The 13,122-nt window shown below is 71.8% G+C and carries 12 protein-coding genes; 6 read left to right on the top strand and 6 right to left on the bottom strand.

What is annotated here, in order from left to right:
* Positions 1-352 precede the first annotated feature (352 nt).
* The 6 genes from AACH11_RS18305 to adk all read left to right on the top strand — a co-directional run bounded on the left by AACH11_RS18305 (position 353) and on the right by adk (position 4,708).
* Entirely contained in the window at positions 353-1,027 is a 675-nt protein-coding gene (locus AACH11_RS18305) for a MotA/TolQ/ExbB proton channel family protein (RefSeq protein ID WP_341375695.1), read from the top strand.
* 9 nt (positions 1,028-1,036) lie between these two features.
* Positions 1,037-1,468, top strand: coding sequence for an ExbD/TolR family protein (locus AACH11_RS18300; RefSeq protein WP_341375694.1), 432 nt, complete (start codon positions 1,037-1,039; stop codon positions 1,466-1,468).
* Positions 1,469-1,481: 13 nt separating this feature from the next.
* Entirely contained in the window at positions 1,482-2,603 is a 1,122-nt protein-coding gene (lpxK, locus tag AACH11_RS18295; protein ID WP_341375722.1) for a tetraacyldisaccharide 4'-kinase, read from the top strand.
* A gap of 47 nt (positions 2,604-2,650) precedes the next feature.
* Positions 2,651-2,878 (top strand): Trm112 family protein, encoded by a 228-nt coding sequence (locus AACH11_RS18290; RefSeq protein ID WP_341375721.1) that lies wholly within the window; start codon positions 2,651-2,653, stop codon positions 2,876-2,878.
* Positions 2,879-3,021: 143 nt separating this feature from the next.
* The gene (gene kdsB, locus AACH11_RS18285; protein ID WP_341375693.1) at positions 3,022-3,801 is read left to right on the top strand and encodes a 3-deoxy-manno-octulosonate cytidylyltransferase; all 780 of its coding nucleotides are present in this window, start codon (positions 3,022-3,024) and stop codon (positions 3,799-3,801) included.
* A 250-nt stretch (positions 3,802-4,051) separates the two neighbouring features.
* The gene (adk, locus tag AACH11_RS18280) at positions 4,052-4,708 is read left to right on the top strand and encodes an adenylate kinase (protein ID WP_341375692.1); all 657 of its coding nucleotides are present in this window, start codon (positions 4,052-4,054) and stop codon (positions 4,706-4,708) included.
* 106 nt (positions 4,709-4,814) lie between these two features.
* Here adk and AACH11_RS18275 read toward each other — a convergent pair whose 3' ends face one another.
* The 6 genes from AACH11_RS18275 to AACH11_RS18250 all read right to left on the bottom strand — a co-directional run bounded on the left by AACH11_RS18275 (position 4,815) and on the right by AACH11_RS18250 (position 13,057).
* Positions 4,815-7,382 carry a TonB-dependent receptor plug domain-containing protein gene (locus AACH11_RS18275; RefSeq protein WP_341375691.1) on the bottom strand — a complete coding sequence of 856 codons (2,568 nt, stop codon included), beginning with the start codon at positions 7,380-7,382 and terminating at the stop codon, positions 4,815-4,817.
* A 129-nt stretch (positions 7,383-7,511) separates the two neighbouring features.
* Positions 7,512-8,579: an LD-carboxypeptidase gene (locus AACH11_RS18270; RefSeq protein WP_341375690.1), complete on the bottom strand. Its 1,068-nt coding sequence runs from the start codon at positions 8,577-8,579 to the stop codon at positions 7,512-7,514.
* Positions 8,576-9,256: a tRNA adenosine(34) deaminase TadA gene (gene tadA / locus AACH11_RS18265; protein ID WP_341375689.1), complete on the bottom strand. Its 681-nt coding sequence runs from the start codon at positions 9,254-9,256 to the stop codon at positions 8,576-8,578. Before tadA ends, AACH11_RS18270 begins: the two co-directional genes overlap by 4 nt.
* A gap of 42 nt (positions 9,257-9,298) precedes the next feature.
* Complete coding sequence (locus AACH11_RS18260; RefSeq protein ID WP_341375688.1) at positions 9,299-9,970, bottom strand: hypothetical protein; 672 nt, start codon at positions 9,968-9,970, stop codon at positions 9,299-9,301.
* A 161-nt stretch (positions 9,971-10,131) separates the two neighbouring features.
* On the bottom strand, positions 10,132-11,745 hold the full coding sequence (gene guaA, locus AACH11_RS18255; RefSeq protein WP_341375687.1) for a glutamine-hydrolyzing GMP synthase: 1,614 nt from the start codon (positions 11,743-11,745) through the stop codon (positions 10,132-10,134).
* Between the two features lie 97 nt (positions 11,746-11,842).
* A complete protein-coding gene (locus tag AACH11_RS18250; protein WP_341375686.1) occupies positions 11,843-13,057 on the bottom strand; it encodes an MFS transporter in 1,215 nt (404 codons plus the stop codon).
* Positions 13,058-13,122 lie beyond the last annotated feature (65 nt).

Raw genomic sequence — 13,122 nt, 5'->3', positions numbered from 1 at the left:
GCGGGCGCCTCCGCGACGGACCCCGGGCCGGATTGCCCACACAGTTGTCCACAGGCCGACCCGCAGCGGACCGCCCCGTCACGGGCGGACATCCACCGACAGGGCTGGCGGTCAACCCCGAAGCGCACAGCGCCCGGTGGCGCCGATGGAGGCTGCAGGGCGCGGCCATAATCGCAGGCTGACGCGAACGGCGCAGCACGCCGACGAGACCGACCCAGGGCAGCGATGCCGGACCGTGACAACGGCCCCGGCACGCTGGCCGCGCAGACCGCGCGAGCGGTGGCGGGTCGGCCCACCCACGCCGTGCGACGCCGGGCGCGATGCCCTGACATTCCACCGCTGCGAGGACTTCTTGCTGTCGATCATACAAGCCGCGGGCTGGCCGATCTGGCCGCTGATCGCCTGTTCCATCGTCGGTCTGGCGCTGATCATCGAGCGCCTGGTCGCGCTGCGCGCGCGCCGCATCCTGCCGCCCACGCTGCTCGACGAGGTCATCGGCATCAGCCGCAACAGCCTGCCGGCGATGGACGTGGTCGGCAAGCTGGCCGAGAACTCGGTGCTGGGCAAGGTGCTGGCCGCCGGCCTGGCGGCCGTCATCCACGAGCCCCGCATCACCGAGGAGGGCCTGCGCCAGGCCTTCGAGTCCGCTGGCCGTGCCGCGGCCCATCATCTGGAACGCTATCTGAACGCCCTGGGCACCATCGCCGCGGCCGCGCCGCTGATGGGCCTGTTCGGCACCGTGGTGGGCATGATCGAGATCTTCGGCGCACAGGCGCCGGGCGGTGGCAGCAACCCGACGCAACTGGCCCACGGCATCTCCGTGGCGCTCTACAACACCGCCTTCGGTCTGGTGATCGCGATTCCCGCGCTGATGTTCTACCGCTACTTCCGCGGCGTGGTCGACGAGCTGGTCATCGGCCTGGAACAGGCGGCCGAACGCATGCTGCCGCACCTGATGCGCTTCGCCGTGCGGTCGGGCGCGGCGGGCACCTTCGCTGGCGGTGGCGCCGGATCGACCCCGCGCTGAACCCCGGCCATGAACTTCAAGCGTCGCCGCCCCGAGGATCCGGAGATCAACCTGATCCCGTTCATCGACGTGCTGCTGGTCGTGCTGATCTTCCTGATGCTGTCGACCACCTACAGCCGCTACTCCGAGCTGCAGATCACCTTGCCGAGCGCGCGGGCCCAGGCCAGTGCGCAGACGCCACGCGAGGTGCAGGTCAGCGTCGCCGCCGACGGCCGCTACAGCGTCAATCAGCAGCCGGTGGCCGGCCAGAGCGTGGTGGTGCTGGCCGCGGCACTGCGCGAGGCCGCCGGCGGCGCCCGTGCCGAGGACGTGGCGCTGATCGTCTCGGCCGACGCGATGGCCACCCACCAGTCGGTGGTCAACGTGATGGACGCCGCACGCCGCGCCGGCCTGCCGCAGCTGAGCTTCGCCACCCAGAGCAACGACGGCAGCGCACCGTGAGGCCGCTCCGGTGATGCCTGCCGCGGCCGGACGCTCCTGGCGCGCACGGCTCGAACAGGCCCTGCTCAGGCAATGGCAGCGGCCACGGCCGGGGCCCGCGCTGTGGCCGCTGCTGCCGTTGCAGGCCCTGCACGTGGCCGTGCTGCGCCTGCGGCGCGCGCTCTACGACCACGGTCTGGTGCGACGCCACCCGGCACCGCGCCCGCTGATCGTCGTCGGCAACCTGGTGGCCGGTGGCGCCGGCAAGACCCCGACCGTGCTGGCCTTGCTGCCGCTGTTGCGCGCACTCGGCCACCGGCCGGGTGTCATCAGCCGCGGGCATGGCCGGCGCGAGGATCCTGCGCAGCCGGTGCGTCTGCTGCAGGCCGACGACCGTGCCGAGGACGTCGGCGACGAACCCCTGCTGATCCATCTGCGCGGACAGGTCCCCGTGGCCGTCGGCCGCGACCGGTTGCGGGCCGCGCACGCGCTGTGCGAGGCCCATCCGGAGCTCACCGTGCTGGTGGCCGACGACGGACTGCAGCACCTGCGCCTGCGGCCGGACGTCTCGGTGCTGGTGTTCGACGACCGCGGCTGCGGCAATGGCTGGTGCCTGCCGATGGGCCCGCTGCGCGAGCCCCTGCCGAGCCGTCTGCCGCCCCGCACGCTGGTGCTCTACAGCGCGGGCGTGGCCAGCACGGCCTGGCCCGGCCATCTCGGCCAGCGCACGCTGGCCGGCAGCCTGCCCTTGGCGGACTGGCGCCGCGGCCTGCCCGCGCGGCCGCTGCGCCGGCTGATGCCGACGGCCGCGCCGGAGGGCGCAAGGTCCACGCCGAACCGTCTCTGGGCGGCTGCGGGTCTGGCTCGGCCCGATCGCTTCTTCGAGATGCTGCGCGACGCCGGCCTGGCGCTGGAGCGCACGCTGGCACTGCCCGACCATGCCCGCCTGCAGACCGCACCGTGGCCCGAGGACGCCGAGCTGTGCGTGCTGGTCACCGAGAAGGACGCGGTCAAGCTGCCGTCCGCGCAGACCGGCGGCACGCGCCTGGAGGTGGTCAGGCTAGACTTCGACCCCGGTCCGGCCTTCGGCCCCGCCCTGGCACAGGCCCTGCAGCAGGCCCAGGCCGCGCGGGCCGCCGCCGCGACGACGCCCTGAACGTCCCGTACCCTTTCCCCACGCGCCCTCCCCCATCCGCCATGAGCCTGGACCACCGCCTGATCGAGCTGCTCGTCTGCCCCGTCTGCAAGGGCCCGCTGCAGCTGCAGCGCGACGAGCAGCAGCTCGCCGTCGAGCTGCAATGTCCAGCCGATCGCCTGGGCTTCCCGATCCGCGACGGCATTCCGGTGATGCTCGAAGGCGAGGCCCGCCTGCTCGATGAACCGGCCCCGGCCACCCAGCCGACCGCTCAGCCGACCGAGCAGGCCGGCTGACGCCCGGACGGACACGCCGCGCCCCACCCCACGGATCCCCCGGACCGCCGGGCACGGCCGCCGCCCCGGCCGTCCAGCCCCTCATCCCGACCGTCTTCGCCTTCACCGGATCGCGCCGCCGCCCGCCGCCGACCCACCGACCGATGTCCTCCAGCCCCCGCACCACCGTCCTGATCCCCGCCCGCATGGCGAGCACCCGCCTGCCGGACAAGCCGCTGGCCGACCTCGACGGCCTGCCGATGGTGGTGCGCGTGGCGCGCGCCGCGGCACAGGCACAGGTCGACGCGGTGGTGGTGGCCACCGACCATGCCGACATCGTCAGCGCCTGCGAGGCCCACGGTGTCCGTGCGGTGCTCACCCGCGCCGACCATCCGAGCGGCAGCGACCGTCTGGCCGAGGCCTGCACGCTGCTGGGGCTGGACGGCGACGACGTGGTGGTCAACGTGCAAGGCGACGAGCCCCTCATCCTGGCCACCATGATCGACGCCTGCGCGGCACTGCTGCGTCAGCGCCCCGACTGCGTGATGAGCACCGTCGCCCATCCGATCGACGACGTGGCCGAGCTGCGCAACCCGAACGTGGTCAAGGTCGTCCTCGACGCCGCCAGCCGTGCGCTGTACTTCTCGCGGGCGCCGATCGCCTGGTGGCGTGACGGCTGGTCCGCCGGCATCGACGGCCTGCCCGAGCATCCGCCCGCGCTGCGCCACGTCGGTCTCTACGGCTACCGTGCCGGCTTCCTGCGGCGCTTTCCGCTGCTGCCACCGGCGCCGCTGGAGCGGCTCGAATCGCTGGAACAGCTGCGCGTGCTGTGGCACGGCGAACGCATCGCCGTGCACGTCAGTGCCGAGCGGCCGGGCCCGGGCGTGGACACCTCCGACGACCTGGACCGTGTCCGGGCCCTGCTGCGCGCCGCCCGCCCCTGAGACCGCCCCAGGACGACACAGCCCGGGACAGTCCCCCCGCCGGCTGTTGCGGCCTGCACCAGGGCCCTGCCGCAAGCCCGGAAAGACGAGCATGCCACCGGGCGGTGGCACGTCAGTTCGGTGCCAGGGGCCCATGCTATTCTCGAAAGAGACTTGAATCTTCCACTTCAGTGCCGGCACGGTGCTGCGCCGTCCGCGGCGAGGCGACCTCCGTCGGCCCCATGAATCCACAGAGACCGAGGAACGACGGATGAGACTCATTCTTCTGGGCGCACCGGGCGCCGGCAAGGGCACCCAGGCTGCCTTCATCTGCAAGCAGTTCGGCATCCCCCAGATCTCCACCGGCGACATGCTGCGCGCGGCGGTCAAGGCCGGCACGCCGCTGGGCCTGGCGGCCAAGGCGGTGATGGACGCCGGCCAGCTGGTCAGCGACGAGATCATCATCGGCCTGGTCCAGGAGCGCATCGCGCAGCCGGACTGCGCCAAGGGCTTCCTGTTCGACGGCTTCCCGCGCACGATCCCGCAGGCCGACGCGATGAAGGCCGCCGGCGTCAAGCTCGACGTGGTGCTGGAGATCGATGTGCCGGATGCGGCCATCATCGAGCGCATGAGCGGCCGCCTGTTCCACATCGCCTCGGGCCGCAGCTATCACGTCAAGTTCAACCCGCCCCAGGTCGCCGGCAAGGACGACGTGACCGGCGAGGACCTGATCCAGCGCGACGACGACAAGGAAGCCACCGTGCGCAAGCGCCTGGAGGTCTACCACGCACAGACGCGGCCGCTGGTCGACTACTACGCGTCGTGGGCGGCCACCGGTGATGCGCAGGCGCCGCGTTATGCCCGCATCGAGGGCATCGGCAGCGTCGACGAGATCACCAGCCGCGCACGGGCCGCGCTGCAGGGCTGAGCCTGCCGGTCGCCCGGGGCTGCCCCCGGGTCACTTGCCCGATCGAAGGCCACCTGCGGGTGGCCTTTTTCATGGGCATCACGGACGGCGGACCGTGGACCGGCCCTCAGTGCTCCTGGCGGGCGACGAGCTGGACGAAGCGCCCGCGCGGGCTGTGGAGATAGGGGAAGCCCAGACCGCCGTACTGGTTGCTGGTGGCCATCTGTGCGTAGGGCGGCGCCCGGTCGAACAGATTCTTGACCGCGGCGTCGATGCGCCAGCGCGCACCGGCACGCCACTGGCACGTCAGGTCGATCTCGTGGTGCGAGGCGATCGTGCGTGCGGCGGCATGGGCGGCAGTGCCGACGGGCTGATCGGTGTCGCGCATCGGGCCGGTGCTGCGCAGGGCCAGACCGCCACTCCAGCCCGCCTGCTCGGCCGTGACGCTCCAGATGTTGCGCCAACGTGGGCGCAGGAAGGTGCCGACCTGCTCCTGGACCGGCGCACCGGCCGTGTCCTGGCGCCGCAGCGCGTGATACCAGGTCAGCGTGTCGCCGATGACCAGACGGCCCAGCGGCGTGCGATCGAGCCGCCAGCGCAGGTCGACGTCACTGCCGATCGACTCCCGGCGGGCCAGGTTGCGCAGGTGGGTGTAGACGGTCCACTCGTGGTTGTGCAAGGCGTAGGCCCCTTCACGCACCGCCGTGGCGACATCGGGCGCCTCGACCTCGTCACGCTTGCGGATGCGCCAGAGGTCGATGCCGACCGACCAGCCCGGCGACGGATCCGCCACCAGGCCCAGGTTCACCGTGTGACCGATCTCCGGCCGCAGACCCGGCTGGGCACCCGCCACGGTGCGATAGGGAAAGCCGCTGCATGCAGCGTCGGGCACGCCGAAGGCCGGGCACAGCAGGGCGGTGTCGTCGGTCGACTCCATGCCCTCCTCGGTGGCGCCGAACAACTGTTTGAGTGTCGGCGCCAGAAAGCTCTGGGCCCACGACGCCCTCAGCGCGAGATCGGCGCGCGGCTGCCAGCGGCCGGCGACCTTGCGGCTGCCGCGACGGGCGTCGGCGCTGCGCGCCCGGCCCCCCTCGACCCAACCCTGCACCTGATCATGCCGGTCATGCCGCAGCGCCAGCTGCAGCTCCAGCGTGCGCGACAGGGGCAGCGACAGCTCACCGAACCAGGCCCGCGAGCGCCGGCCCGCCTGCACCGGGGCCTGCTGGATGTCACCGAAGACCAGGCCCTGCTGCGCCAGGGGATCGGGCGTGTCGCGCAACTGCTCCTGCTGCCAGGACAGGCCGACGGCAAAGGCCGCGGCACCTCCAGGCAGACGCACGGACGGCCCACCGAACCGGGCCTGGGCGAAGCGCAGCGTCGACCGGCCGTGCCGCAGCGGGCGGACCTGCAGCCGGTCCATCACGGATGCCGGATTCGTGCTCGAGGTCGGGTCGAAGCTGGCATCGGCGATCGCCTCGGCGACCTGCCGTGCATCGAGGTAGTTGCGGTCACGGTTGAGCACCCGTGAGTCACCCTGCCCGAAGGCCAGATTCCAGTCGAGATCGCCACTGCGCCCGTCCAGCGCCGTGACCCAGCGCGAGAGCGTGGCGCGGCGCTCGGTCGTGCGCGGCCCCGCCTGCAGCGGCCGCACCAGCGTCACCGCGCCATCGATCTCGACCGCATCGGGCGCCGGCTGGGTCAGCAGCTGGTCGCGGGCACCGGCATGCAGCCATTCGGCCTGCAGATGCAGGTCCGGCGCCAGCGGCAGGCTGCCGATCAGCAGGCCGCCATGGCGCCGGGCCCCGTTGATCGCCGCCAGGACCGTGCGGTTGACGTCGAACCGGCAGCCGGCCCCATCCCGGTCCGCCGGCGCACACGGCGCCCGCGTGCCGATGACCTCCACCGCATCGGCATCCAGGATGTTGCCGGCAGGCGCGTACAGGCTGCGCCCGTCGACGCCACCGTCATAACGCCCGCGCCAGTCCGACGAGCGGCTGATCTCGCGCCGGGCACGCGGCAGCGGATCCCGTTCGAACAGCTCCAGCGTGGCCAGCAGATGGGCGCCCGCCAGGCCCTGCCCTCCGGGACCGGTGAAGCCGGCACTCAGGCCCGCGGTGCGCTCGTGCGCGTCACCGTGCGTCGTGCCGCCCAGACCCGCACGCAGCGCCAGCCCGGTGACATCCCGCCGCGTGACGATGTTCATCACGCCGGCCACCGCATCGGCGCCGTAGATCGCCGAGCCGCCGTCCTTGAGCAGCTCGATGCGTTCGACCGCACCGAGCGGGATCAGGTTGATGTCGACGGCCGCACCGGCGCCGCTGCCGTCGGTCAAGGCGTTGATCGGCAAGCGACGGCCATTGAGCAGCACCAGCACGTTGCGCTCGCCCAGGCCGCGCATCTGCACGGTGGCGGTGCCCGAGCCCGTCGGCGAGGCTGCACTGGTCTCGCCGTGGTCGAGGACGTCGAGTGCCGGCATCAGACGCACCAGCTCGGCCAGCGTCGTCACGCCGCTGCGCTCGATCGCCGCACGGCCGAGGATCTCGACCGGCAAGGGGCCCGCACCGGCGGCACGCCGGATCGACGATCCGGTGACCTCGACACGGGGCGGCGAGGTCTCGGCCACCACCTGCAGTGGCAGGCCGACGGTGCAGGCCAGCACGGTGCTGGCCACGACGCGGGGGCGATCGAACAACATGGACTTCCTCCTGACAGCAAGGACGGAAGCAAGCGTAGTCAGCAGGACCCGATCGACCATCGGGACGGCCCGCAGGCCGCCGCCGGCGCGTCCATCCGACGGGGGAGATCGGCCGCGGTCCGTGGACGGCTAGTGGCCCCAGGCCAGCAGCACGTCGCGCCCCTCGACCAGCAATTCGGCCTTGCGACCGACGGGCAGGCAGACCTTGGTCGGCACATGGCCGAAGGGCAAGCCGGTGAGGATGGGCACGCCGCTGACCTGGCGCAGGTGGGCGACCACCGTCTTCAGCGTGTAGCCGCGGTCGATCGGTGACGGCTTCCAGCCGCTGAAGGCACCGAGCAGCACGGCCTTCTGGCGGGCGAGCACACCCGCCTGGTGCAGCTGCAGCAGCATGCGCTCGACCCGGTACGGCGGCTCGCCGACGTCTTCGAGGAACAGGATGCCGCCCCGCACCTGGCGCGGCCAGTGCGGGGTGCCGAGCAAGGCCGTCAGCACGGCCAGATTGCCCCCCCACAGCAGGCCACGCGCCTGCAGACCGTCGTGGCCGGCCTCGGTGCGCCAGCCCACGGCCTCCAGCTCACCGTGCATCGCCTCGACGAAGCAGTCGCGGGTCACCTCGTCGACCGCCGGTTCGGCCGGTGGGTCCTCGCGGCCGAAATCCTCGCTGGCCATCGGCCCGTGCCAGCTGGACGCACCGGTATGGGCCAGCAAGGCCAGCTGGATCGCCGTCAGATCGCTGTGCCCCACCCAGCGCGTCCCGCGCTCGACGCTCCGGGCGATGCGCGGCCAGTCGATCGCGTCGAGCAGCCGCGTGCTGCCGTACCCACCGCGCACCGCCAGGGCGATGTCGGGGGCCGCGTCGGCGATGCGGTGCAGGGTGGCCACACGGGTCGCGTCGTCCCCGGCGAAACGCTGGGCCCGGGCCCGCACGCTGGGATCGACATCGACCGCGAAGCCGAGCGCCTTCAGCCGACGCCGCGCACGCTGCACGGCGGCCGTGCGCAGCTCGACACCGGCGCTGGCGTACAGGCTCAGCCGCAGGGGCGCCGCCGACTCATGGGCGCCGTGGGCGGGGTGATCGTGGTCGTGGTCGTGCCCGCAATGGCCGTCACAGGTGGACGGATGGTCATGGGACGCGTGGGAAGGATCGGTCGCGGGTGCGGCAGCAGAGGCCGCGCGGCGGCGCTGGGCGGTCATCGGGGGTCCTGGGAAAGATCGGCCGCGTCACCCATGGGTGCGTCCGTGCCGCTGTCGTCGAGGCCGAGCTCCAGGCTCTCGCCGACGGGAATCGGCGGCTCGAGCGGCCAGAGCGCACCGGAAGACAAGAGAGGATCGGCGCCGGGCACCGACGCCTGCGCGGCGGCCTGCCGCTGCTGCTCGCGCAGCGCCTTCTGCGCCGCACGCCGCTCGGCGAAGAAGCGCCGCAGCAATGCGGCGGCCGGTTCGGCCAGCACACCGCCGACAAGCTCGGTCTGGTGGTTGAGCAGCGGCTGGGCGAACAGGTCGACCACCGAGCCGGCCGCACCGGTCTTGGGGTCGGCCGTGGCGTAGACGATGCGCGCCACCCGGGCGTGCAGCAGCGCCATCGCGCACATCGCGCAGGGCTCCAGCGTCACGTACAGCGTGACCCCCGGCAGGCGGTAGTTCTGCGCGAGCTGCGCGGCATGGCGCAGCGCGACGATCTCGGCGTGGGCGGTCGGATCGCAGGTGGTGATCGGACGGTTGTAGCCGGTGGCCAGCACCTGGCCCTCGCGCATCAGCACGGCGCCCACCGGCACCTCGCCGGCCAGCTGCGCGTTCAGCGCCTGGTCCAGCGCCAGGCGCATGCCGGCTTCATCGTCGGGCCGCCAGCCGGCGGCGGTCTGTTCAAGCATGGGCCGGATGTTAGGGCACGCGGCGGCCCGGCCCGCCGGCGGTCAGAACTGCCAGTTCAGGCCGAGGGCGACGTAGGGCAGCACCGGCAGCTTGTTCAGCGCGTCGCGCACCTTGCGCACCTCGGCATCGACGTCTTCCTGGGTGATGTCATCGACGCCGACGATGTCGGTATCGACCTTGAACTTGAACTTGCCCACGCTGACGCCGATGTCGGCCCAGAAGCCCAGACCCCCTTCGGGCCGGTGGTGGTGACCCCAGCCGATGCCCAGATAGGGTGTGGCCGTGGGGTACTTCAGCTCGACGTTGAAGTAGCGGCCGTCGAGGTTGACGGGCTTGTCGTTGATCGTGGCCTCGCCGCCCTGGCTGTTCAGCGTGGCCTTGATCTGGTTGGCATTCACGCCGCCGGTCAGACGGAAGCGGCCGGAAAAGGGGAACCAGTCGGCGTAGGCCCCGACCCGCCCCAGGCGCAGATCACCCTGGTAGGTGACGCCTTCCTCGCGACCGTTGCGCGAGGCCTTGAGGCCGCCGGAGAACTCGCCGCGCAGCGCCAGGCGTTCATTGACGGCCGTGGCCGCGCCCAGGGTCACCCCGAGCAGGCTCACGCCGCCGTAGATCTCGGCCGCACCGGCTGGTGCGGACAGCCCGGCGACAGCCAGAACGAGACAGGCCCGCCACGCGAGGGACGGGCGACGGATCAGGGCGGTGCGGTTCATGGGCGGCGTTCCGTGGATGGGCAGGACCCGCAGCTTAACGAGCACCGCACGCGGCAAGACCGCGATCAAGCCTCACGGCCCCGCCTTGTTGAGGAATCCTGACGCCGAGCATGCACGGAACCGGCGTCACCGGTCCGTGGACCGGCGGCCCGGCCCGCGCCTCACTCCCACTCGATCGTGGCCGGCGGCTTGCTGCTCACGTCGTAGGTGACGCGGTTGATGCCACGCACCTCGTTGATGATGCGGCCGCTCACCTTCTTCAGCAGGCTGTAGGGCAGCTCGGCCCAGTCGGCGGTCATGAAGTCGCTGGTCTGCACGGCGCGCAGCGCCACCACGTAATCGTAGGTGCGGCCGTCGCCCATCACGCCCACGCTCTTGACGGGCAGGAAGACGGTGAAGGCCTGGCTGGTCAGGTCGTACCAGCTCTTGCCCGTGGCCGGGTCGATGGCCGCGCGCAGCTCTTCGATGAAGACCGCGTCGGCCCGCTGCAGCAGGCGGGCGTACTCGGGCTTGACCTCGCCCAGGATGCGCACCCCCAGGCCCGGTCCCGGGAACGGGTGGCGGTAGACCATGTCGTGCGGCAGGCCCAGCGCCACGCCCAGCTCGCGCACCTCGTCCTTGAACAGCTCGCGCAGCGGCTCCAGCAGCTTCAGGCCGAGCTGCTCGGGCAGGCCACCGACGTTGTGGTGGCTCTTGATCGTGGTGGCCTTCTTGGTCTTGGTGCCGCCGCTCTCGACCACGTCGGGGTAGATCGTGCCCTGGGCCAGGAAGGTGGCGCCCTTGTGGCCGGCACCCGACGCCTTGAGCTTGGCCGCCTCGGCCTTGAAGACATCGACGAACAGGCCACCGATGATCTTGCGCTTCTTCTCGGGGTCGGTCACGCCCGCCAGCTGGCCCAGGAACAGATCGGCCGCGTCGACGCGGATGACCTTGGCATGCAGCCGGCCGGCGAACATGTCCATCACCATGTCGCCTTCGTTCAGGCGCAGCAGGCCGTGGTCGACGAACACGCAGGTCAGCTGGTCGCCGATGGCGCGGTGGATCAGGGCCGCGGCCACGCTGGAATCGACGCCGCCGGACAGGCCCAGGATGACTTCCTCGTCGCCGACCTGGGCACGGATCCTCGCGACCGCTTCCTCGATGTAGTTGCCCATGATCCAGTCGCCCGCGCAGCCACAGATGTCGCGCACGAAACGCTGGAACAGCGCCGCGCCCTGCACCGTGTGGGTGACCTCGGGGTGGAACTGCACGGCGTAGTAGCGCTTGGCCTCGTCGGCCATGCCGGCGATCGGGCAGCTGGGCGTGCTGGCCATGAGCTTGAAGCCCGGCGGCAGCGCGGTGACCTTGTCGCCATGGCTCATCCACACCTTGAGCATGCCGTGGCCCTCGGGCGTGGCGAAGTCTTCGATGTCCTTGAGCAGCGCGGTGTGGCCATGGGCCCGCACCTCGGCATAGCCGAATTCGCGGCTGTCGCTCCACTCGACCTTGCCGCCCAGCTGCACCGCCATGGTCTGCATGCCGTAGCAGATGCCCAGCACCGGCACGCCGGCGTCCCACACGGCCTGCGGCGCGCGCAGCTCGTGGTCCTCATAGGTGCTGGCATGGCTGCCGCTGAGGATGATGCCCTTGGCCCCGAAGCTGCGGATGAACTCGTCCGACACGTCGTTGGGGTGGATCTCGCAGTACACCTGCGCCTCGCGCACGCGGCGCGCGATCAGCTGGGTGACCTGGGAGCCGAAATCGAGGATCAGGATCTTGTCGTGGGCAGTGGCCATGGCGTCGGGCGTCGTCCGGCGGAAGGAAAAGGAGCGCTGTGGCCGCCCGCCGGGGCTGCCGCAGACCAGTAAGGGAAAGACCGGCAGGGCCGGCGGCTCAGGCCGCCGCGGCCGGGCGCGCGGTCAGCTCGGGATGGCGGCGGAAATGCCGCCAGGCGATCAACGTGCTGCACAGCTGCAGCAGCGCACAGAAGAAGAAGGGCAGCCCGACCAGCAGATGGTCACGCGGGAAGTGCGCGCCCCAGGCCTGCAGCACGGCACCGATGACCGGTGCCAGCACCGCCATCAGGCTGTTGAGCGCGGCCACCGCGCCCAGCGTCGCGCCCTGGCTGCGGGCGTCGGCCGCCTGCGAGATCAGGCTCTGCACGGCGGTGTTGACGGCGAAGCCCAGCAGGTTGGCCGCCATCACCGCGTACAGCATCCAGGGAGCGGTCGACAGCCCCCAGCCGACGAAGGCCAGCGTCGACGACACCAGCCCCCACTGCACCAGCGTCGCCGCGCTCCAGCGCTTGAGCAGATGGCGCAGCAGGCCGCCCTGCACGATGATGGACATCACGCCGACGGCGAACAGCGACCAGCCGTTCTCGGCCGGCCCCCAGCCGAAGCGGTAGCTGCCGTAGAGCACCCAGACCACGTGCAGCACGAACTGCGCGAGGCCCGAGCAGGCGACGATGGCCACCAGCGGGCCCACGCCCTGCAGCTGCGTCAGCCCATGCAGCGCGTGCACCGGATTGGCCCGGCGCCAGTCGACCGGACGCCGCCGCTCGGGCGGCAGCGACTCGGGCAGCACACGCCAGCCGTAGAGCGCGTTGATCAGGGCCAGCACGCCGGAGACGTAGAACGGCAGGTGCAGATCCTGCGCGCCCAGCCAGCCGCCGAGCATCGGCCCGATCGTGAAGCCGGCGCCGAAGGCCGCGCCGATCATGCCGAAATGGCGTGCGCGGTGGGCCGGATCGGTGATGTCGGCGACATAGGCATTGGCCACCGCCGCGTTCGACTGCATGGCCCCGGCCACCAGCCGCACCGCGATCAGCATCCACAGCGCGGTGGCCTGGGCGGTGACGAAGAAGCTCAGCGCCAGGCCGGTGAAGCCCAGCAGCAGCACCGGCCGGCGGCCATGCGCATCCGACAGGGCCCCCAGCACCGGACTGCCGAAGAAGTTGGCGAACGCGAAGGCGAAGCTGACCGCGCCGTACCAGTAGTTCTGCTCGACCGCCGAGGACGTGAACTGCCCCACCAGATGCGGCAGCACCGGGATCATCACGCCGATCGCGATGATGTCGATCAGCACCGCGATCAGGATGAAGCGCATGGCCGCGGCACGCCGCGGCGGCGAGGCCGCGGCGGCCGTGTCCGTCGCGTCGTCCGCAGGCGCCC

The sequence above is a fragment of the Pseudaquabacterium rugosum genome (genome assembly GCF_038066575.1).
Lineage (GTDB): Bacteria > Pseudomonadota > Gammaproteobacteria > Burkholderiales > Burkholderiaceae_C > Pseudaquabacterium > Pseudaquabacterium rugosum.
Note: the sequence above shows the minus strand (reverse complement) of the source record. Positions and strands in the feature narration are given on the sequence as shown.

Bases quoted from the DNA above. Each gene is read 5' to 3' on its own strand.
- tadA (WP_341375689.1), bottom strand. From the start codon at position 9,256: ATGCTTGAACAGACCGCCGCCGGCTGGCGGCCCGACGATGAAGCCGGC.
- AACH11_RS18260 (WP_341375688.1), bottom strand. From the start codon at position 9,970: ATGAACCGCACCGCCCTGATCCGTCGCCCGTCCCTCGCGTGGCGGGCC.
- AACH11_RS18250 (WP_341375686.1), bottom strand. From the start codon at position 13,057: ATGCGCTTCATCCTGATCGCGGTGCTGATCGACATCATCGCGATCGGC.
- lpxK (WP_341375722.1), top strand. From the start codon at position 1,482: ATGCCTGCCGCGGCCGGACGCTCCTGGCGCGCACGGCTCGAACAGGCC.
- guaA (WP_341375687.1), bottom strand. From the start codon at position 11,745: ATGGCCACTGCCCACGACAAGATCCTGATCCTCGATTTCGGCTCCCAG.
- AACH11_RS18300 (WP_341375694.1), top strand. From the start codon at position 1,037: ATGAACTTCAAGCGTCGCCGCCCCGAGGATCCGGAGATCAACCTGATC.
- AACH11_RS18275 (WP_341375691.1), bottom strand. From the start codon at position 7,382: ATGTTGTTCGATCGCCCCCGCGTCGTGGCCAGCACCGTGCTGGCCTGC.
- adk (WP_341375692.1), top strand. From the start codon at position 4,052: ATGAGACTCATTCTTCTGGGCGCACCGGGCGCCGGCAAGGGCACCCAG.
- kdsB (WP_341375693.1), top strand. From the start codon at position 3,022: ATGTCCTCCAGCCCCCGCACCACCGTCCTGATCCCCGCCCGCATGGCG.
- AACH11_RS18270 (WP_341375690.1), bottom strand. From the start codon at position 8,579: ATGACCGCCCAGCGCCGCCGCGCGGCCTCTGCTGCCGCACCCGCGACC.